At 68.1% G+C, this 20,743-nt stretch carries 13 protein-coding genes; 6 read left to right on the top strand and 7 right to left on the bottom strand.

The features are described from left to right. Nucleotides 1–491: 491 nt before the first annotated feature. The 4 genes from ACWEOW_RS00845 to ACWEOW_RS00830 all read left to right on the top strand — a co-directional run bounded on the left by ACWEOW_RS00845 (nucleotide 492) and on the right by ACWEOW_RS00830 (nucleotide 5,278). Nucleotides 492–1,520 carry a M20 family metallopeptidase gene (locus ACWEOW_RS00845; protein WP_452267250.1) on the top strand — a complete coding sequence of 343 codons (1,029 nt, stop codon included), beginning with the start codon at nucleotides 492–494 and terminating at the stop codon, nucleotides 1,518–1,520. After that, nucleotides 1,517–2,410: a GNAT family N-acetyltransferase gene (locus ACWEOW_RS00840; protein WP_452267249.1), complete on the top strand. Its 894-nt coding sequence runs from the start codon at nucleotides 1,517–1,519 to the stop codon at nucleotides 2,408–2,410. The genes ACWEOW_RS00845 and ACWEOW_RS00840 overlap by 4 nt, the downstream gene beginning before the upstream one ends. Beyond that, complete coding sequence (gene menC / locus ACWEOW_RS00835; RefSeq protein ID WP_452267248.1) at nucleotides 2,407–3,513, top strand: o-succinylbenzoate synthase; 1,107 nt, start codon at nucleotides 2,407–2,409, stop codon at nucleotides 3,511–3,513. The genes ACWEOW_RS00840 and menC overlap by 4 nt, the downstream gene beginning before the upstream one ends. A 94-nt stretch (nucleotides 3,514–3,607) precedes the next feature. Beyond that, a complete protein-coding gene (locus ACWEOW_RS00830; RefSeq protein ID WP_452267599.1) occupies nucleotides 3,608–5,278 on the top strand; it encodes a helix-turn-helix domain-containing protein in 1,671 nt (556 codons plus the stop codon). Between the two features lie 30 nt (nucleotides 5,279–5,308). Here the strand turns inward: ACWEOW_RS00830 and ACWEOW_RS00825 are convergent, their stop codons facing one another. From ACWEOW_RS00825 to ACWEOW_RS00795, 7 genes are all read right to left on the bottom strand, one after another. Next, entirely contained in the window at nucleotides 5,309–8,467 is a 3,159-nt protein-coding gene (locus ACWEOW_RS00825) for a prolyl oligopeptidase family serine peptidase (RefSeq protein ID WP_452267247.1), read from the bottom strand. Between the two features lie 37 nt (nucleotides 8,468–8,504). Beyond that, nucleotides 8,505–10,376, bottom strand: a complete 1,872-nt coding sequence (locus tag ACWEOW_RS00820; RefSeq protein ID WP_452267246.1) for an ABC transporter substrate-binding protein — start codon at nucleotides 10,374–10,376, stop codon at nucleotides 8,505–8,507. Nucleotides 10,377–10,511: 135 nt separating this feature from the next. Continuing rightward, complete coding sequence (locus ACWEOW_RS00815; protein WP_452267245.1) at nucleotides 10,512–11,420, bottom strand: ABC transporter permease; 909 nt, start codon at nucleotides 11,418–11,420, stop codon at nucleotides 10,512–10,514. Next, complete coding sequence (locus tag ACWEOW_RS00810) at nucleotides 11,417–12,367, bottom strand: ABC transporter permease (RefSeq protein WP_452267244.1); 951 nt, start codon at nucleotides 12,365–12,367, stop codon at nucleotides 11,417–11,419. Before ACWEOW_RS00810 ends, ACWEOW_RS00815 begins: the two co-directional genes overlap by 4 nt. Next, complete coding sequence (locus ACWEOW_RS00805; protein WP_452267243.1) at nucleotides 12,364–14,436, bottom strand: dipeptide ABC transporter ATP-binding protein; 2,073 nt, start codon at nucleotides 14,434–14,436, stop codon at nucleotides 12,364–12,366. The genes ACWEOW_RS00810 and ACWEOW_RS00805 overlap by 4 nt, the downstream gene beginning before the upstream one ends. Next, entirely contained in the window at nucleotides 14,412–15,572 is a 1,161-nt protein-coding gene (locus tag ACWEOW_RS00800; RefSeq protein ID WP_452267242.1) for a dipeptidase, read from the bottom strand. The genes ACWEOW_RS00805 and ACWEOW_RS00800 overlap by 25 nt, the downstream gene beginning before the upstream one ends. Next, nucleotides 15,569–16,960 carry a serine hydrolase domain-containing protein gene (locus tag ACWEOW_RS00795; protein ID WP_452267241.1) on the bottom strand — a complete coding sequence of 464 codons (1,392 nt, stop codon included), beginning with the start codon at nucleotides 16,958–16,960 and terminating at the stop codon, nucleotides 15,569–15,571. The genes ACWEOW_RS00800 and ACWEOW_RS00795 overlap by 4 nt, the downstream gene beginning before the upstream one ends. Before the next feature lie 191 nt (nucleotides 16,961–17,151). On the opposite strand from ACWEOW_RS00795, the gene ACWEOW_RS00790 reads away from it, so the two are divergent. Beyond that, entirely contained in the window at nucleotides 17,152–17,367 is a 216-nt protein-coding gene (locus ACWEOW_RS00790) for a hypothetical protein (protein ID WP_452267240.1), read from the top strand. Nucleotides 17,368–17,783: 416 nt separating this feature from the next. Continuing rightward, nucleotides 17,784–20,444 (top strand): GH92 family glycosyl hydrolase, encoded by a 2,661-nt coding sequence (locus tag ACWEOW_RS00785; protein WP_452267239.1) that lies wholly within the window; start codon nucleotides 17,784–17,786, stop codon nucleotides 20,442–20,444. Nucleotides 20,445–20,743 lie beyond the last annotated feature (299 nt).

Genomic DNA, 20,743 nt, shown 5'->3' with positions numbered 1-20,743 from the left:
CGGCGACCGGCCAGCCCGCGTCCTACGTCCCGCTCGCTGCCACGGCGGCTGGCAGACGACTAGCGAGTCGACCCCGCGGTCAAGGTCGCCTGGTGCAGCGACGCATGCGCGGGCCTCTTGCACGCCTCCAGTCGTGACCTGCTGAGCGCGGCCGGCGACGAGCGTGGGTCGCGAATTCGTGTCGAAGCTCGGCCGGCAACCTTCGTGCGACGCCGCGGCCACCGACACGGGCGCACTCACCGAACCGTCTACGTCCTACCTCGTCGACGAATACGCCCGCTGGTCGCCAGCGGCACCGGGGTGTTCATCCGCCTCGCCCAACTCCGCATCGGAAACTTGGTCCGCCGGACAGGCCGCGGGGTCCGTCGAGTCCCGATGCTTGGGCCATGCATCAGCAGGCACAACGTCGCGTCCCTGTGCAACTCGCGGCTATGGTCGCGGACATCGAGGAGCTTGTCCGATGTGAGTCGCCGACGGAGGACACCGCCGCCGTGGCGCGCAGCGCCGAGGCGCTCGCCGCGCTGGGCAGCCGGATCCTAGGCGCCCAGCCGGAACGCATGGTGCTGCAAGGCTGGACCCACCTGCTCTGGCGATTCGGCAACCGCCCGGCGCGCGTCTTGGTTCTCGGGCATCACGACACTGTCTGGCCGATCGGATCGTTGCGGTCACATCCCTTCGAGGTCCATGACGGCGTGCTTCGCGGTCCCGGCTGCTTTGACATGAAGGCGGGGATTGTCATCGCACTGCACGCTCTCGCCGCGTTGGACAGTCTCGATGGCGTAACCCTGCTGGTCACCGGGGACGAGGAGCTCGGCTCGCCGTCCTCTCGTACGTTGATCGAGCGGGAGGCGCGAGGGTGCCTTGCGGCGCTCGTGCTCGAGGCGGCCGGCCCGGGCGGCGCTCTGAAGACCGAACGCAAGGGTGTGTCGCGCTACGAGGTACAGGTGAAGGGACGTGCGGCTCACACCGGGCTTGACCCTGAGCGCGGCGTGAATGCCACGATCGAAGTGGCACACCAGGTGCAGGCGGTGGCGGCGCTGGCCGACCCGGCCCGCGGTACCACGGTGACGCCGACCCGCCTTGCCGCCGGCACCACCGTGAACACGGTCCCAGCGGCTGCCGGCTTCCTGGTCGACGTTCGGGTCTCCGACACCGCAGAGCAGGAGCGCATCCATGCCGCGATGCAGGGACTGAGCCCTGTGCTCACCGGCGCCGAGATCGAGGTCCTCGGCGGTCCCAATCGACCACCGCTGACTCTGGCTGCGACCCACGACCTCTTGGAGCGCGCCCGGCGGCTCGCGCAAGACCTGCACCTCTTACCGCTCACAGCAGCGGCGGTCGGGGGAGCATCCGACGGCAACTTCACGGGCGGTGTGGGCACCCCCACCCTCGACGGCCTGGGGGCGGTGGGCGGAGGCGCACACGCCGATGACGAGCACGTGCTGACTTCTGAGCTGGTCGACCGCACGCGGCTGCTCACCGCCCTGGTCGCCGACCTTCTTAGGGAGCAGCACTCGTGATCGCAAGCACGGGCTTGGCGGCCGGGTCAGAGCGGGCCGAGCTGGTCGAGGCCGCACGCACCGACGCGGCGATCGCGATCGCCGCGGCGGGTGTCGACGTCCGGGTCCTGGACGACATCGGTGAGCTGGAGGACGTCCGCCGTCTCTACGAGCGGATCTGGCGCACGGGAGCCCAGAACCCGCCGGTGACGGCCGACCTGCTGCGGGCCATGGTCAAGGGGGGCAGCTATGTCAGCGGCGCCTACCGGGACGACCAGCTCGTGGGCGCGTGCTTCGGGTTCTTTGCTCCACCGCACTTGCGCGCCCTACACAGCCATATCGCCGGGGTCGACCCGCAGGTGCAGGCCCGGGGCGTGGGCCTAGCCCTCAAGCTGCACCAGCGAGCCTGGACCCTCGCGAACGGTGGCCACAAGATCACCTGGACGTTTGACCCGCTGGTCCGGCGTAACGCCTGGTTCAATCTCGCCAAACTGTCGGCGGACGTGGCGGAGTACCTGCCGGACTTTTACGGCCCGATGGACGACGACATCAACCGCGCCGACCCCACCGACCGCGTGCTGGTGTGCTGGCCGCTGACAGCTCCCGCTGTTGCCGCAGCCTGCGCCGGGACCGCTCGAGCCATCGACGCGGCCGCCTTGCGCGATGCCGGAGCGACCGTCGCTCTCGAGGTCGCGGCCTCCGGTGGCCCGCTTAGCCGGCCGGCGCGGGGGCGAACGGTACTGGTCGGGGTACCTGACAGTATCGAGGGACTCCGCCTGGATGATCCGCGGGGCGCGGCGGACTGGCGCGCGGCGCTGCGAGAGGTGCTCGGCGGCCTGCTCGACCAAGGGGCGACGGTGCGAGGTTTCGACCGAGCCGGCTGGTACGTCGTAGACAGGCCGGACCAGTGAGGCTCAGCGGCGTCGAGGTCCTAACCATCGAGCTACCGCTTGTCACGCCGTTCCGCACCTCGCGTGGCACCGAGCACGTCCGTCGTGCCGTCCTGGTGCGCGCGATGTCGCCCGACTCCGAGGGGTGGGGCGAGTGTGGCGCTGCCGCCGGGCCCTACTACTCGCCCGAGTATGCCGACCAGGCCGTCCACGTCCTGCAGCACTTCCTCGTGCCGGCCCTGGGGGCCCTCGAGACCGTTGGCGCCCATCAGGTGGCGCCGGCGCTGGCGCACCTCAAGGGCCATCGGACAGCCAAGGCCGCGCTGGAGACCGCGGTATTCGACGCCGAGCTGCGCACCCGCGGTGAGTCCTTGGCCGATGCCCTGGGCGCTGTCCGGACGACGGTCCCGTGCGGGGTCTCCGTCGGTATCCCTGGCTCCATCCCGGAGCTCATGGACATCGTCGGTGGCTATCTGGCCGATGGGTACCTGAGGATCAAGCTCAAGATCGAACCGGGCTGGGATATCGAGCCCGTGCGGGCCGTCCGCGAGGAGTATGGCGACGTGCCGTTGCAGGTCGACGCCAACACCGCATACCAGCGCAGCGACGCACGCCACCTGAGCCGCCTCGACGCCTTCGACCTGCTTCTGCTGGAACAGCCGCTGGCCGAGGACGACCTGCTCGGGCACGCCGAGCTCTCTCGGAGCCTCAGCACCCCGATCTGCCTCGACGAGTCGATCCTCTCGGCCCGCTCAGCCGCGGATGCGATCGCGCTCGGTGCCTGTCGGATCATCAACATCAAGCCTGGCCGGGTCGGCGGCTATCTCGAGGCGCGCCGGGTCCACGACGTGTGTGTCGCCCATGGTGTGCCGGTGTGGTGCGGTGGCATGCTCGAGACCGGCGTGGGCCGCGCGGCAAACCTGGCCCTGGCGGCCCTGCCCGGATGCGGCCTGCCCGGAGACACCTCAGCCTCGGAACGCTACTTCCGCACGGACCTGACGGAGCCGTTCGTCCTCGACGACGGGCACCTCACGGTTCCTACAGGCCCGGGGATCGGAGCGGCGCCGCTGCCGGAGGTCCTCGAGGAAGTCGTCGTCGATCGGGTGTGGCTTCCGCTGACCTGAGTTGGTGCGAACGGACCAACTTCTGCGATCATTTCGTCGTGATCGACAAGCGCCGCACGTGTTCGGCGCGGCTAGCGTCGGGTGCGTGACGGTCATGGACCTCCCGCAGCCGGGAATGGCGCGGGTCCTGGAGGAGCTCGGCGCCACGCTACTGACGGCGGTGGGTGACTCGCCTTCACCGACCGGCGACCTCGGGCCCGTGAAGGGGATCGCCATCTATGACGCCCTGGACGAACCGGAGCTGACCGAAGGACTCGTCGTGCTCGGGGTGGGCCTGGACGACCCTGACGAGATCGCCTCCGTTGTCGAGCGGCTCGGTGAGCGTGGCGGCACCGCCTTGATCCTGCGGGCCCCCGTGGAGCCCACCGAGGGCCTCATCGCCGCACAACGGCGGGCCGGGGTCGCGGTGCTGGCGTTCGCGCGGGGAGCGTCGTGGACGGACCTGGCGCAGATGATTCGCTCGCTGACCATCGACGCGCCCCCTGCACCCGAGCTCGCCCGCCCGGGAGCCGGCCAGCGGCAGATCGTCGGCTACCAGTCAGGGCTCGGAGACCTGTTCGCAGTCGCCAACGCGGTCGCCGCACTGGTCGGTGCGCCCATCACGATCGAGGATCGCAGCTCTCGACTGCTGGCGTTCTCCGGTCGCCAGGAGAACACCGACCGGTGGCGGGTGCAGACCATCTTGCGACGTCAGGTGCCGGAGGAGTACACCCGAGTGCTGGAGGAGCGCGGGGTGTTCCAGGAGATCTACCGGAGCAACAAGCCCGTGTATGTCGCGCCGATCTCAGACGACGAGCCGCAAGGACGGGGTGCGCGTGCCGTGATCGCGATCCGAGCCGCCGACGAGATCCTCGGGACCATCTGGGCGGCAGTCGCCGAACCGCTTGGACCAGAGGGGAGTCAGGCGCTGCAACACGGTGCGGCACTCGTCGCAATGCACATGGTCTGGCAGCGGGCCGAAGCCGACCAGGAGCGCCGGCTGCGGGCCGAGCTGCTCGCTACAGCGCTTGACGGCGGCCCCCGAGCACTCGACACGATGGGCCGGCTTGGGCTCAAGGACGAGCCGGCCGTCGTCCTGGCAATGACGGTTGTCGGCCCCGAGGGCGAGCACCCGTTGCCGGCCCAGCTGGCCGTCGAACGCAAGCGCCTGGCCGACGCCTTCGCACTGCATCTCACGGCCGTTCACCCCCGCAGCGCCGTCGGCCTGGTGGGGGACGTCACGTACGGCATCCTGCCGGTCCCGAGGGATCGCGCGGGCGGCGAGGTCAGGGCTCTAGAGATCGCCACGGAGTTCTTTCGTAGGGTTGGTTCCAGGCAGCGCCCGCTGGCGGGCGTTGGACCGGTGGTCGGCGGTGCCGCCTCACTAAATCGGTCCCGGGCCGGCGCAGACCGTGCCCTGCGGGTGCTGCGATCGAGGCGCTCGTCGCCGCAGGTAGCCCGGCTGGACGACGTGCACCTGGAAGCCCTGCTGCTGGAGCTGGCCGACCGCCTCGAGCAGGGGGACATTCCCAGCGGCCCGATCGCCCGGATCGTCGCCTACGACCGCGAGCATCAGAGCAGCCTGCTCGAGACCCTCCGCGCATGGCTGGACACGTTCGGCGACGTGCCCGTCGCTGCGTCCGCCATATACGCGCACGCGAATACGTTCCGCTACCGACTTCGGCGCGCGACCGAGGTCGGCGCCATCGACCTCGATGACCCCAACGCCCGCCTCGCAGCGATGCTGCAGCTGCGACTGATGGACTTGACCGCCGGGACCGAATGAGGGCGGAGAAGGCGTCCTCGGTCGGGTCGACTACCCGATGACAACGCCACGCAGGAGCGTGAGACCGAGCTCTCTGGCCAGGAAGCCCAGCCACTCAGTGTCCTGCTCCAGGGCGGTCTCCCGGTTGGTGGCGGCACCATGACCGGCGTCCTCGAACACGTGCAGCAGGATCGGTGCGCCGCCCCGTTGGGCGCGCTGCAGGCGGGCCACGAACTTACGCGCGTGCCACGGTCGGCAGCGCGGGTCGTTCGCGCCAGCCTGGACGTACATCGCGGGGAACACCCCTGGGCGGATGAGCTCGTACGGCGAACGACCGAGGATCCGTCGCACGTCGGCAGGATCATCGGGATCGCCCCATGCCTTGCGGATCACGAAGTCGAGGTACGGATCGCGCATCCCCGCGGCAAGGTCCAGCAGGGGCGCTCGGGGGAGCACCGCGCGCCACAGGTCCGGCCGCGTGGTGACCGCGACCCCGCACATCAGCCCACCGTCGGAGCCTCCGGTGACAGCGAGCCCCGAGCTCGTCGTCCGACCGCTCGCAATCAGGTGTTCCGCAACGGCGACAAGGTCGTCGTCACGGACGTGCTTGGTCTCACGGTGCGCTGCGAGATACCAGTCCCGCCCGAACTCACCACCGCCGCGCAGGTATGCCTGCACCAGCGTCCCACCGGCCGCCACGAAGGCCGCGAGATCCGGCCGGTACTCCGGGAGAGTCGCGATGTTCGCGGCGCCGTATGCGCTGATCAGTGTCGGCTCCGGATCCTGGTCCTGGCCCGTCGACCCGGCGAGGCGGACCAGGTGGTAGGGCACCAGGGTTCCGTCGGACGCCGTTGCGGACCCGATCTCCACCGTCGCGTCGAGGCTCACGGCAGGTTCCTGCAGCACGGTCACCTCGGGGTCGCCCGGACGGTGCCGGTATATCCCCCACGAGCAGGTCAGGGTCGAGAAGGCGAACACCAGCTCCGGGACGGGCGCACCCACGGCCAGACCAGTGAGCGGGAAGAACGGCGTGGCGACCGTGCCGCGCCCAGGCAAGCGAACCGAGTCGACGACGACACCCCGAGCATCGAGCAGTCGTAGCTGGGCGAAGGTGTCCTGCAGCCCGCCAAGGTAGAGGTGGTCGCCGACCGGGGTGAGCGAACGGAGGACGATATCGCTCTCCGGGACCAGCTCGACCCAGATGGAATGGTCGTTCGCGTCCTCTGCGCCCAGCGGGATCGCGACGACGCGACCGCGAGCGGCTCCGACGTCCGTCACGGCTACGTACCGGTCGCCGACGACGTGTCCGGCCACGGTGCCAGTGCAGCTGGTCACGAACGGTCGCCAGCCCTCGGCCGGCTTGGTTAGATCACGCACGGCCACCGGGATCGGACTGCCGATCCTGTGGCTGGCCACGAGCCAGCGACCGTCCGCCGACGGCTGGACGAGTGTGTACTCGCGGGAACCGGCCGGCACCGGCACCGGCTCGACCGTCGTCATGCCCGAGTCGAGATCATGGTGGAAGACGGCCTGGACGAACTCCTCGGGGCTTCCCGTCAAGGCAAAGAACCAGAACCCGCGCGCGTCGGCCGCCCACGCCACGCCACCGGCCCAGGCGCTGTGCAGCACCTGGACCGGCGCAGGAAGCACGGTCCCGCTTGCGACCTCGACGAGGTGGATCCGGTTGTGCTCGCTGCCATCGGAGCAGACCCCGACCGCCAGCACCCGAGCATCCGGAGAGGGCTCGAGCCAGGACAGCACTGCCTGCTCGCCCGCGCCGACCAGGTCAGAGAGCCGCAGAACAGGGCGGCCGGTCCCGAGAGGTTCGTCCGCCTCGACGACGGTGTCACCGACCGCCCGGAACCACCGACCTGCTGCGTACCGCGGCAGAGCCGCACGCGTTCCAATGTCGTACCGCTCGACGAGCGCGCGCCAGGCGCCGCGATCCTGGCTCTCGAAGATCGTCATCGAGGCAAGCTCCGCCTGCCACCGCTGCCATTCAGTGACCTCGTCGCTCTCGCCCTCCAGCCAGCGGTACGGGTCCGGCACCTCGAGCCCGGCGAGGTGGTTCATGACGTCCACCGTTCTTGTGGGTGGGTAGCCGGCGAGCTCGGACCGAAGCCGCGTGATGCTGCCGGGAACCCGGTGCACCCGCCGCACGTGCACCATGGCGTCGTAGGCGGTGCCGAGGCTCGCGCATCGGTCGAGCCCGCCCGCGGCCTGCGTCCCGCTAACCCCGTCGAGGAAGCCCGCGGGTATGCCGCGGAGATCGACCGCAGACAGGGGGTCGCCCATGGGGTCCAGTCGGGACTCCACGCTGTCCGGCCGGAGCACACGGTCGGTCACCTCCACCGCCCAGTCGAACGGCCGGGGCGACCGTTCGACATACCGCACCTCCGGGCCGGCCCCGTACGTCATGCCGATCACGACAAGGTCGTCACCCAGGTGGGGTGCGAGCAGCCCGCCGAGCATCGGGGAGCCGTGGAACGGACCGCGCTGCACGTGGGTGTTGTGGGCACTGACCAGGACTCGTTCCTCGCGCTCGAGCACCCAGCGGACCGTGTCGGCCATAAAGAACTCGCGCGGTGGCGTCCCGGTGCCCTCGCAGGTCCGTTCGGCCACGAAGCCGGCCACAGCCGCGGCGCATCGTTCGGCCACGGGATCGTCCACGCCGTCGGCCCGAGCAACGAGCGCCGCAAGGTCCTCGAGCAGCGACAGCTGCTCGTCGGAGGCCAGGGCGGCCCACCGGCGGGGGGCCAACGGGCGGGGCCCCAGGTCGCTGCGCCGCAACAGGTCCTCGTCCCCGGGCATCGGCGAAAGACGGTTCAGGAGTGCTCGAACGGCCGGGCCGGCTGACACCGCATCACCCCCGAGGTCCATGCCGTACAGCCGAACACCGGCATCCCGCATCCACGACAGCTGCTCCTGGAAGGCGGCGCTCTGCCCAAAGCCGTACGAGATGCCATCGCGTGCGACCTGCGCCGCGGTGACTCCCGACTCAGGCGGATCATGCAGCCACGCGTCGACCTCGAGGCCTTCGGGAAAGCCCGACTCCAGCACCAACGCCGTGACACCGAGGTCGTCGACCAGGATGCGGAGGATCTCGCCCCGGAGCTGGTGGAACTCGACGATCTGGTGCGCTCCCTCACCGAGGGCAACCACCCGCGCGCCGCCGACCACGCGGCGCAGCCAGGTCGGGTCGATCAGCATGGCACTCCTTGGGCCGGCCGGGCCATCCATGTCATGGTCACTTGTGGAAGTACCAGAGCTCCGGTGAGTAGATGTAGCTGAGCAAGGACTGGAAGGACTCCGGAGGGCCCGAGAGCGTGTCCTTCCAGACCACAAGCGTGTGCGGCGTCGGGACCAGCAGCACGGGCAGGTCGAGCGAGACGGCGGTGGTCTCCTTGGCCAGCACCGCCGGGTCCGCGCCAAACGTCGAGTCGTCGATCAGACGGTCGGCCTCCGGGTTTGAGTAGCTGCCCAGGTTGAAGCTTCCCGTCGTATTGAAGATCGTGTTCGTGCTCGGGTAGCCCGCGGCCAGGTACAGCGCGCCGTAGTCCTCCATGGCCCACTGGTTGGCATTCGCCGGCGCGAAGCTGTTGCCGTAGTTCTCGTACATGTAGTTGAGCGACTTCGTGACGACGTTGACCGTAACGCCGAGCTTCTTGGCCTCCGAGGCGAAGGCGACGTCGCGAGCCGCGACGTAGTTGGGGGTGTTCGCGGCGGTCAGGGTGAAGCTGATCGTCTGACCCTTGGGTATGCCGGCTCCGCACTGCGCCGGGCCGGTGCCGGGAGCCTGGCAGGTGGTCCCGGCGTCCGGGTCGACCTTCCAGCCATGGGCGGTGAGCAACGCGGCCGCGCCGGCTGGGTCGTAGCCGTAGGTCGCCTTGTCGCCGAAGGACGGCGGGTAGGGCGAGTCAGCCCCGGCCACGCTGTAGTTCTGCGACGCCGCGCCGTTGTAGATGCCCCGGCTCTGGACGAAGGTCCCCTGGTCGATCAGCTTCTGCAGCGCCTGCCGAACGTACGGCTGCGCAATGACCTTGTCGAAGTTGTTGACCGTGTTCTTGAAGTTGATGGTCATGGAGTCGAACCGTGCCGGCGCCGGCGCGCCGAACACGTGGTAGCCGCCTCGCTTCAGCGTGTCGACCTGGTTGACGTAGCTGGCGTCCAGCGAACCCACCGTGAGGGTGCCGGCCTTGTACTGGTTGAGCACCGCCGCCGATGACGTGAACGACTTGAAGTCGACCTCGTCCAGCGCCTTCGCGCCGGGTCCGCTGTACTTCTCGTTCTTCGCGAGCGAGTAGGAGCCGGTGGTCGGGTCGAAAGACTTGAGCTTGTACGGCCCGTTCACGATCTGCCACAGCGGGTTGGAGGTGAAGGTCGACTGGTCCTCGGACTGCTTGGTCAGGTAGTCGTAGATCGCCGCCGCGTTCTTCGGGTCGGTGAAGTCCAAGTGGGGTCCGCCGGTCTGGGCGATGCTCCAGTCCGCGGACGGCATGATGTAGATGAGTGTGAGCATCGACAGCAGGTACGAAGAGTTGTACGCCTTGTCCAGGGTCAGCGTGACCGTGTCCGGGGCCGAGGCCTTCGCGGTGACGCCGTCCGGGAATTGACCGGGGGTGTAGAAGCTCCAGTTTCCCGGACTCTTGCGAAGAGCTGCTTTGAGCAGGTCGAGCGAGAAGACGACGTCGTCCGCGACGACCTTCTTCCCGTTGGACCAGGAATAGTCCTTGAGCTTGATGGAGACGGTCTTTCGGTCGCTGCTCGTCCTGGGGGGCTCGGCCAGGCTGTGGGTCAGGTCGGCGACCTGGTCACCGGTCCCGCTCGGCCGGTAGAGGGCCCGCCACAACTGACCGCGCGCGATGACCGTGCCGTTCGCCGAAGCAGGCGGGTAGGGGTAGATGTAGTTCGGGCTCAAGCCGGGAGTGAGCGCGACCACCACCGTGCCACCGGGCTTCGGGTTGCCGCTTTCATCGGGGAGCTTGTTGTAGCTGCCCGCAAGGTCTTTCGTCGGTGCGCCGCTGCTGCTCTCGGAGCAGCCCGCAACCAGTAGGGCGATTCCCGCAGCGGTTGCCGCGGCTGCCGTGCGCGCGCGGCGCTGGCGTGGCATGTGGGTCATGGCTGGCTCCAATGTCTGTCGGTTGTTCGAATGAGACGATGCACCAGCGGTCTTCGCCTCGGTTTGGTCGGTGTGACAGTTTCCGGTGCCGCCCTCGGTCTGGCTGCACAAGAGGTGGTGCTCGCTGCCGCCTCGTCAGTGGGCGGTGCGCCCGAACGTGTCGCGAAGGGCGTTTGCGAGCAGGTTGAGACCAAGGACGGTCAGGACGATGCAGCAGCCGACGGGGTAGATCAGCCACCAGTACCCGGCGGAGATGTAGCTGACGCCGTCGGCCAGCTGGCTGCCCCAGTCGGTCGTGGGATAGCTCAGCCCGAAGCCGAGGAATCCCAAGGCTGCGACCACGAGGATGGCGTCTGCCACCTGGAAGGTCACGTTGACGATCACCACGCCGATCGAGTTGGGGATCAGGTGAGTGAAGATGATTCGCCGCCTCGACGCGCCCATGACGCGGGCGGCCAGCACGTAGTCGCGGACGCGGAGAGTGAGCACCTCACCGCGGACCAGGCGCGCCGAGATCAGCCAGGAGAAGCTCCCGACGACCAGGCTCAGCGTCCAGGCGTTCGCATGGAAGCGGGCCGACAGGATGAGCACGAAGAAGAGGAACGGCACGGACAGAAACACGTCGACCAGTCGCATCGTGAAGCCATCGACCACACCGCCGGCCAGGCCGGCCACGGCACCGTAGACCGTACCGAAGGTGGTGGCGATCACGGCCGCCACCAGGCCGATCTGCAGCGACACCTGGCCGCCGGCCATGAGCCGTCCCAGGACGTCGAACCCGTTCGTGTCGGTGCCGAGCGGATGTCCGGGGCTGGGCGGCAGCGCAGCGTCCACCACGTTCACGTCGGTCTGGTTGGTGTGCCACAGCAGCGGCCCGAGATAGCAGAACGCCAGAATGAGAAGGAGCAGCACCAGACCGACCGCCCCGGACGGGTGGTGTCGCAGCCATCGCTGCGTCGCCTTCGTCCGCCCTCGGGAGGAGGACGACGACAGCGCCTCGGCCGCGGTTCCAGGGCCCGGGGGTGCCACACCGCCCATGCTCATCGGGCCAGCTCGATCCTGCGGTCGGCGAAGGCGACGGCGATGTCGGCGGCGAAGTTGCCGACGACCGTGAGTACGCCACCGATCAGGGTGTAGGCCAAGAGCACGGGATAGTCCTCACGTTGCAGGCTGTTGAGGAACAGCAACCCCAGTCCCGGATAGTTGAACAGCGACTCAACGATCAGGTTGCCCGCCAGCAGGGTCGGGATCATCGTCCCGACGAGGGTGATCATCGGCAGGCTGGCGTTGCGCAGCACGTGCCGTCGGATCACCAGCCGCTCCGGCAGACCTTTCGCCCGAGCCACCGTGATGTAGTCCTGCCCCAGCTGGTCCACGGCGGACGACCGCTGGTACTGCGAGTAGATCGCGATGCTCGTCACGGCGATCGTGAGTACCGGCAGCACCATCGATCGCGGGTCCGTGAACACAACCCACGGCGAGTGCGACTGCGAGGCTTCCGCGGGAAGGACCGGCCACCGCTGGCTGAACAAGGCGATCAGGATGAGGCCCAGCAGGAAGGTCGGCGTGGCGTACAGGATGTAGATGACGACCGTGGCGATGCGGTCCAACCAGCCGTTGCGTCTGATCGCCTGCACCGTTCCGAGTGGCACCGCGATCGCCAACGCCAGGACCAGGCCGGACAGCGAGAGCATCGCGCTGCGGGCCGCGTTCTGCCGCAGCACCGTGCTGACGTCCTCGTTCAGCTTGAAGGATCGGCCCAGGTCTCCGTGCGCCAGCTGGTTGAGGTAGCTGACGTACTGGATCACCACGGGCCGGTCGAAGCCGTGTTGCTGGTTGAAGTCGGCCACCGCCTGCGGCGTGGCGCGCTGGCCGAGCACGACGCGTCCAGGGCTGTCGGAGACGAGGTGGAGCATGAAGAACACGACGGCCGAGATGCCGATCAACACCACGAGCGAAACCGCCAGCCGACGCAGGATGTACCTGGTCATCGGGATCCTTCCTTCGGCTGCAAGGGGAAGTGGCAGGCCACCTGCCAGCCACCGGAGACCGTCTCCAGGGCCGGCTCGACCTCTGCGCACAGCTGCGTTGCGAGCGGGCAGCGCGTGCGGAACCGACAACCGCTGGGTGGGTCGATCGGGCTGGGCAGCTCGCCCCGGACCCGCGCCTGGCGGGGCGCGACCGCGCCGTTGACCTCCGGGACCGCGGCAAGCAGGCCAGCTGTGTATGGGTGTGCCGGTCCGGCATACACCCGATCCACCGGCCCAGTCTCGACCAGCTTCCCCAGGTACATCACCCCCACCCGGTCCGCCAGGTATCGGACGACGGCGAGGTCGTGCGAGATGACCACGCTGCTGAGGTTGCGCTCGCGCTGCATCCGCCGCATGAGGTTGAGCACCTGAGAACGGATCGAGACGTCCAGCGCGCTGACGGGTTCGTCCGCGACCAGCACCAGCGGATCGAGCACGAGGGCACGCGCGAGGGCGACCCGCTGGCGTTGTCCGCCCGACAGCTCGTGCGGGTAGCGCTCCAGAACCGAGGTGGGCAACCCGACCTCGGCGAGCAGGTCGTTAGAGAGCGCCGTCCGGTTCGCGCGGGTGCCGACACCCTGAACGGCCAACGGTTCTCGAAGGCTGGTCCCGATGTTCATGCGGGGGTCCAGGGCCGCACTGGAGTCCTGGAACATCATCTGGAGCTTGGCGCGCCTGGCGCCCAGCGCTCTTCGCGTCCCGGCGCCGAGCTCGGCGCCCTCGAACACCACCGCCCCGGCTGTGGGCCGGTCGAGGGCCACCAACATCCGGCCCAGGCTGGACTTGCCACACCCGGACTCTCCGACCAGCCCGAACGTCTCACCGTCGGCGACCTCGAAACTGACCCCGGACACGGCCTTGACGGTGCGGCGGTGTCCCAAGCGGCCGCCGGCCGTCGGGTACTCACGGTGGAGGTTCAGCACCTGAAGCCGGGCGGCATTGCCTGTCTGATGAATGACGCGCTCGACCAGCCGGACGGGTGCCCTGTCCACTGGCCCGGTCGCTGGGTGCCAACAGGCGAAGGTATGCCGCCCTTCCGTGGTCGTCGGTGGACGTTCGTCGAGGCACTGCTGGGTCGCTGCTGCGCAGCGCGGGGCGAACGGGCAGCCTTCGTGGCGGATCGCGAGGTCCGGCGGTGCTCCTCCGATGCTGGACAGCTCGTGACGGCGGTCGTGGGTCAGCGATGGGATCGAGCCAAGGAGCGCCTGGGTGTAGCGATGCCGGGTGCTGTCGAAGACGGTGGCCGTCGGGCCGGACTCGGCCAGCCGACCGGCATACATGACCCCGACGCGATCGGCGTGGCGCGCAATAACACCCATGTCGTGCGTGATCAGGATCATCGCCATGCCCAAGCGGGAACGCAGGTCGTCGAGCAGGTCCAGGATCTCTGCCTGGATGGTGACATCGAGCGCCGTGGTGGGTTCGTCAGCGATGACCAGCTTGGGCTCGCAGGCGAGGGCCATCGCGATCATCACCCGCTGACGCATGCCACCGGAGAGCTGGTGCGGATGGGCGTTCATTCGCTCCGCCGGGCGCGGGATGCCCACCAGGGCCAGCATCTCCTCTGCGCGCTTGCGGGCCGCGCTCCGTGACAGTCCACGGTGCAGCTGGACTGGTTCGGCGACCTGGTCCCCGATCTTGCGGGTCGGGTTGAGCGAGGTCTGAGAGTCCTGGAAGACCATGGCGATGTCGTTGCCCCGGATGACGCGGTAGCGCGACGATGCCAACCCGACGAGCTCAGTGCCGGCAAAGTTGATGGATCCGCCGGTGACCTTTCCGCCGGACGGCAGCATGCCCATGATGGCCAGGCCCGTCATGGACTTGCCCGACCCGGTCTCGCCGACGATGCCCAGCGTCTCGCCGCGCCGCAGCTCCAGGCTGACGCCGTGGATGGGCCGCACCAGCCGGTCTCCGCGGCGGATCTCCACCGCGAGGTCGCGGACAGTCAGCAGGCTGCCTGCTCCGCCCAGCGCCGATGCTCCAGCAGCTTCTTCGGGGCTGGCGCTCACGGCTTGGATCTCCTGTGCCATTGGTCGATCGTCGGGCGGGTGTCGCTCCCGTGGTTGGTTCCCCAGACCCGATCTGAGGCCACCACCTTGTCGGCGCGCACCAAGCGCGTTCCCTCGTGCGGCTCGGCCCGACCGAGATCGGCCACGCAGAGGTTTCGGACATTCTCTCCGAGCAAGGCTCGGACGTCGGGCGCTGACCAGCCGCGGCGTAACAAGGCCTCGGTGACCAGCGGGAGTCCCGCGGGCCCCTCCAGACCGGGCAGGTAGGCGCCAGCCGGTACCCCCGCGACCGTGGTCGGTTCGCAGCAGGGTGGCGTGGTCTCCGCCAGCACCTCCTGCAGGAAGTAGGGACCCAGCCCCACGTGCGCGACGCCGGCTACGCCGACGATGTGCTCGAGGTGGTTCACCAGCTGGTCGACAGCGTGGTCGGTGGGGTGCAGGTAGTGTGCAAAGAAGTTCACGCAGACGACCCCACCGGTGGCGGCGATCCCTCGCAGCTGCTCGTCAGTGAGGTTGCGGTGGTGATCTAAGAGAGCGCGCGCGCTGGAGTGGGTCGCGATGACCGGCCGCTTACTCAGCTCAAGCACGTGGTCGACCCCGGCGACACCGAGGTGGGTGACGTCGACCAGCATGCCGAGCCGCTCCAGCTCGGCCACCGCATCGCGTCCAGATCGGGTCAGACGACCCCCGGTCTCGTCCTCACCACTGCCGTCGGCGAGCGATGTCCGACCGAAATGCGTGAGGGAGGCGACCCGGACACCGAGTCGGAAGAGGGTCTCGAAGAGCTCGATGTCGTCCCCCACGCCCGGGGCGCTCTCAAGCGCGAGAACGAGGGCGATCCGGCCACCGGCCAGGGCCTCGTCGATGTCGGCTCCGTCGACGTACAGCGCGACCTGGTCGTCGTTGCGTTCGGCAAGGCGGTGCGCCGCCTCGACCATCCGCAGGGTCCGCCGCAGCGCAGCTTCTGGACGGTAGGCGTCCTCGACGAAGACGGGCAGGGTCTGCAGGTTTACCCCGCCCGACTTCAGCTGGGGGAGCCATCGTTCGCGGAAGAACGACGACCAGCGGTCAGGTGGACGGTGGACGACAGCGCACAGCAGGTCGTTGTGAGCATCCGCCACGACGGCGTCGCGGTGGAGGTCGAGCGCATTCGTCATGGCGCCCGCCGATCGGCTCGGCCGGCGTGGAGAAAGGCGGCGCGGCCCGTCCCGTCGTCACCCAGGAAGGCCACCGGTTGGTGCCTGCCGTTTTCGGGTTGCAGCGGGAGGAAGGAGTCGCCCCGCCAGGCGACGAGCTCTGTGCGGTAAGGCGGTTCGTCGAGGTCGGCCAGCATCCCCATGGGCGTGCGCTCGAGCCATAGGCGACCTTCGGAGTCCTGGCTCACCAGGGTGTCACTGACCACGGACGTGTACCGGCCCACACACCGATCGAGATCGCTGCCCGACCTGCGTCCCGGTCGAATCCAGTTCGGTTCCGGCGGCCCCGGCAGCTCCAGACCGCACAAGTCGCTAAGGACCCGGCTCAGGACTGCTCGCTGCACCGGATCTGCCGCGCCCCCGTTGGTCAGTACCACCACGGACACGTCCCGCTCTGGGAACAGGCGCAGCGTCGCAGACTGACCGATCGTGTTCCCGTCGTGACCCACGAGGCGACCACCCGGGAGATCGAACAGCTCCCAGCCCAGTCCCCAGGCGCTGCCCTGGGCGATGTCCGGCAGGGCCACCTGGACTTCCTGCATCGCCGCAACCGTGCCAGCGCTCAGCAACCTGCCGGCGGCCGCCCGGCCATGATTCAGATGGGCCCGAGCGAAGGCCAGCAGATCCGTGGCTCTCATGGCCAGCATCGAACCCGCGGGGGCGTTCGAGCGAGCCATCGCCCAGGTTTTGGTCGGCTGCAACTCACCCCCCGCGGACGTGCGGACGTGACCGACGGCCACCCGATGCACGACAGCCTCGTACGGGTCGACGGCAGCGTAGGTGTCACCGAGCCGGTCGAGCAGGTGGTGCCGGAGGCACGTGTCGTACGCCCGTCCTCGGACTACCTCCACCAGGCGGCCGAGGAGGCAGAACCCGCCGTTGTTGTAGGACCAGAGCTGTCCCGGGGCGAACAGCTGCGGGGTCTGCGCCAAGAGCGTCACGTACTTCGACAGACAGTCGTCTCCCTTGCCGGTGTCGGTGAAGATGTCCCCGTCGAACCCCGCGGTGTGGCACAGGAGGTGGCGGACAGTGGTGCGCGCAGCGGCGTCGGCATCAGCAAGCTCGAACTCGGGGAGCCAGGTTCGCAGGGGGTCATCCAGGGTGATCAGGCCCTCCTCGACGAGCTGCAGGACGAGGGTCGCGGTGAACACCTTCGTGATGGAGCCGACCTGGAAGATCGCGTCGCTGGTCGCCTCGATCCCGGTCTCGGCGCTCAAGGTGCCGAAGGCATGTGCCACCTCCTCGTGGCCCGCCCCGACGGCGACCGACGCGGCCGGGACGTTGTGTTCGACGAGCAGCTTCGGCAGGTGCTCCTCCAGCCAGGCATCGATGCCATCCAGCCTTGCCACTGTCACCTCCGCAGTGCGCCTCGGCACCAGTTCGCGCCGGTCGCGACGAGGATAGGCGCGGGCCGCTCACATCCCTTGGTTCGGCGCCACATACGCTGGGCTGCCCCTTCGTCCAGTGCGGCAACCCAGAAGGCCTCCGGGACTGGACACTGTGCCGCACAAGGTCGACCACCACCCGCTATCGATCCCCGGTGAACTACTCCCACTCGAACGTCGACTCCGGCGAGGTGAGCTACCACCGCGGCGGCGACTTCGAGACCCTCAAGGGCTCGGGCATCGGCCCGGGCTCCTGGTGGTACGCGGTCGGGCCCGCCGTGCGTGTCGGATGGACCTACGCGGCGGACGGCCTTGTGGGCCTGGGAACTAGCCGGAATCTTGGCTCGCTCCGATCGTCAGTCCCGGCGTGACGCCGCGGCCACTCGAGTGGGGCAGCACCGAGTCGAGTGGCCCCGTCGTCTCACGCCGGTGAGGCTCAGCCTGAGGCGCAGTGGCCACTCGAGTGGGGCGGGTCGCCATCGAGGAGGCGCCCGTAGGGCGTCAGGTCAGCGACAAGGCTTCGTCACCGATGCGGCTGACGTCTGACGACGGCAGGTTGGCGTTGACAGGCCTACGGAGGCCAACTAATGTCCGGATGACAGAGGTCAGACCTCTGGGCGCAGATCGTTATTCACGAGGACGGCTCCAGAGTGGGTCGCGAGGTGCTGCCGACGGGGGCGCCTTCCATGACGCGGTCAGGGCTTCCTCAACGGGTGCAGGCTCGATGTTTGGCGTTTGCCAGCACCCTCCGTGCTGGGAACCGCACTACGGATGAGATGAGGATCGTATGAACGCACGTCGTTATGTGTTTCGGCGGGCATGCAGTGCCTTGGTCGCCATTGCGCTGACGGCCCCGCTCTTCATGGCTACAGCCACTGTGGCCGTCACGAGCACTGCGCACGCCGAACCGACCCTACAAGACAATCCGTCAATGTATGTCGATCCATTTATCGGCACCGCCGACAGTCGTGAAGCCTTCGCCGGTGGTGTGAACCCCAACGGAATTCGCGGGGATGTGTTCCCGGGCGCCGTTGCCCCACAAGGGATGCTGGCATGGTCGCCAGACACGCCCACTGCCGTGCCGGGCGGGTACTGGTATCCAGACACCGCCATCGACGGCTTCAGCCTCACGCATTTCAGCGGCCGAGGCTGCGCCTATCAGGGCGATTTCCCGTTTATCCCAGTATCCGGCAGCGTCACGAAGTCTCCCGTCGCCGCACCGACAGCGTTCCGGTCGACCTTCTCGCACGCGAACGAGCATGCGTCGCCCGGCTATTACGACGTGACCCTGGATTCCGGCAACCGCGTGCAGCTGGCTGCGGCGACGCGTTCAGGGATTGGTGTGTTCACCTACGCCGGCCAGCCGCAGGCGAGCCTGCTCATCGACGCTGGGGGTGGTGCGAACGGCGCCGTCGCGGCCAGTGTCGACATCGACCCGGCGCGCAACCTCGTCACGGGCTCGGCCACGTCCACGGTGGGTTGCGGAGAGGAGCGGTACACCATCTACTTCGCCACGACATTCAGCCGGAGCTTCGATGTGTACGGCACGTGGGAAGGGGCCGCGTTGCGCCCCGGGACGACCTCGGCCAGCGCTCCGCAGTCGGGTGCGTTCCTGACGTTCGACGCGAGCGACGACTCGGCGGTGGTCGCGCGAACCGCGGTGTCCTACGTGAGCATCGACAACGCGGAGCTCAACCTCCAGAGCGAGGTGGCGGGCAAGGATCTCCAGGACGTCCGGGACAGCACGGCCAAGGCATGGAACGACGTGCTCGGCACCATCGAGATCTCCGGTGGCAGTGAGGCCGCCCAGCGGGTCTTCTACACGGCGCTCTATCACTTCTTCATCGAGCCGAGCGTATTCAGCGACGTGAATGGAGAGTACCGCGGCTTCGACGACGTCGTGCACGCCGTCGCACCAGGACACGTGCACTACTCCGACATCGACACCTGGGGTGGGTATCGATCGTTCATCCAGCTGCTCGCGCTGTTGCGTCCCGATGTCGCCAGCGACGTGATCCAGTCGCTCATTCGCGACGCGGAACAGGACGGGCCCGGACTACCACGCTGGGTGCAGGCGAACCGCAACTCTGCCGGTAACGTCGGAGACGATGCGGCTCCTTACATCGCAGCCGCATACGCGTTCGGCGCACGTGGCTTCGACCAGGAGGGCGCCCTCCGCGCTATGGACCTCGGCGCCTCCGCGGTCGACACGCAGTCCGGTGGCCATCCGGTCAGGGACCGCGGGGATCTGTGGCTGCAGTACCAGTACGTGCCACGCTGGCCAGGTCTCAGTCTCGAGTACGCCACCGATGACTTCTCCATCGCCCAGTTCGCGCGTTCGCTTGGACACGAGGACATGTATGGCACGTACATGACCCGCGCCCAGTACTGGCAAAACGTCCTCAACCCAGTGACCGGATATGTCCAGCCCAAGAACGAGAATGGCGACGGCCAGTGGGAGTCCGGATTCACGCCCGACAAGCGGAGAGGTTTCACGGAAGGCAACTCCGCGCAATACACACCGATGATCCCGTTCAATGTTCGTGGACTGATCAACGCAGTGGGAGGTGACGAGCGCTTTACCAGCCACCTTGACGACCTGTTCACGGAGCTCAACGTCGGCCCGATCATCGCTCATAACTGGCACGGCAACCAGCCCAGCGGGCAGAATCCTTGGATGTACAGCTACGCCCATGCGCCATGGAAGACTCAGCAAGTGGTGCGGCGTATCCAGACGGAGCTCTACACCGACCAGCCCAGTGGTTCTCCCGGAAACGACGACGGTGGCTCGCTGAGCTCGTGGTATGTGTGGTCCGTGCTAGGGATGTATCCGATCACACCCGGCACTGCCGACCTGGTGCTCGGGAGCCCGGCGTTCCCGCGCGCCGTGGTGCACAGCGGGAACGGCACGACCATCACGATCAACGGCCGGGGCGCTGCTCCCGATGCGCCGTTCGTGCAGCAGCTGAAGCTGAACGGTAGCGCCTGGCCAAAGGCATACCTGCCTTCATCGCTGCTCGACCACGGTGGCACCCTCGACTTCACCCTCGGCACGGTCCCGAACAAGGACTGGGCAACAGGCGCGAACGCAGTCCCACCCTCCTACTCGGATGGTGAGAAAACGACGATGGCGTTCACCGAGCCCAGCCGTGACTTCGTCATGGGCCAGAATGACAGGACGACGGTCACTGTGGCGGCTCAGAATGTTACACATGATCCACAGGATGTGACGTGGAAGGCTGACGTGCCGGCCGGCATAACCCTCTCGTCCGCGAGTGGAACACTCAGGGTGCCACCTGAGAATGTCGGGACCGACCAGATTGAAGTGGCCAGTGGGGCTGCCACCGGGCAGTTCAGGATCAGAATCCATACCTATGCCAAGGACGGTCAAGAGGTGTCGGACGTCGTCCTGGACGTGAGAGTTGTGAAATCTGCCGGCACTGGGTAGGCAGTCCTCGCCCTCGTGGGTGTACTGCCGGCCGGAGCGCCTATCTCGGTGCCGGGTGCAGGATCTTCCTATGTTGGAAGGTGGCGCTTTGCCTAGGTAGAGACGACCAGACTCGCCAATGACGCGCGTTCCCAGTACAGACTGCTCCATACGCGGACATCGCCCTGCCCGAGCCCAGGTCAGGGCAATGTCCGCTGGGCCCGTGGGAATGCCGGCGATCTCGAGTGGGTGCGCGATGTTCTCGGCCGCGGTCCGCGAGTCGAGCAGGTTGACGTGCTGGAACACCCGGAGCACAGGGT

The sequence above is a fragment of the Monashia sp. NPDC004114 genome (assembly GCF_053603855.1).
Note: the sequence above shows the minus strand (reverse complement) of the source record. Positions and strands in the feature narration are given on the sequence as shown.

Excerpts from the sequence above, each read along its gene's own strand:
- ACWEOW_RS00805 (WP_452267243.1), bottom strand. The coding sequence starts at position 14,436 with ATGGCACAGGAGATCCAAGCCGTGAGCGCCAGCCCCGAAGAAGCTGCT.
- ACWEOW_RS00800 (WP_452267242.1), bottom strand. The coding sequence starts at position 15,572 with ATGACGAATGCGCTCGACCTCCACCGCGACGCCGTCGTGGCGGATGCT.
- ACWEOW_RS00815 (WP_452267245.1), bottom strand. The coding sequence starts at position 11,420 with ATGAGCATGGGCGGTGTGGCACCCCCGGGCCCTGGAACCGCGGCCGAG.
- ACWEOW_RS00830 (WP_452267599.1), top strand. The coding sequence starts at position 3,608 with ATGGACCTCCCGCAGCCGGGAATGGCGCGGGTCCTGGAGGAGCTCGGC.
- ACWEOW_RS00825 (WP_452267247.1), bottom strand. The coding sequence starts at position 8,467 with ATGCTGATCGACCCGACCTGGCTGCGCCGCGTGGTCGGCGGCGCGCGG.
- ACWEOW_RS00810 (WP_452267244.1), bottom strand. The coding sequence starts at position 12,367 with ATGACCAGGTACATCCTGCGTCGGCTGGCGGTTTCGCTCGTGGTGTTG.
- ACWEOW_RS00785 (WP_452267239.1), top strand. The coding sequence starts at position 17,784 with ATGAACGCACGTCGTTATGTGTTTCGGCGGGCATGCAGTGCCTTGGTC.
- ACWEOW_RS00820 (WP_452267246.1), bottom strand. The coding sequence starts at position 10,376 with ATGACCCACATGCCACGCCAGCGCCGCGCGCGCACGGCAGCCGCGGCA.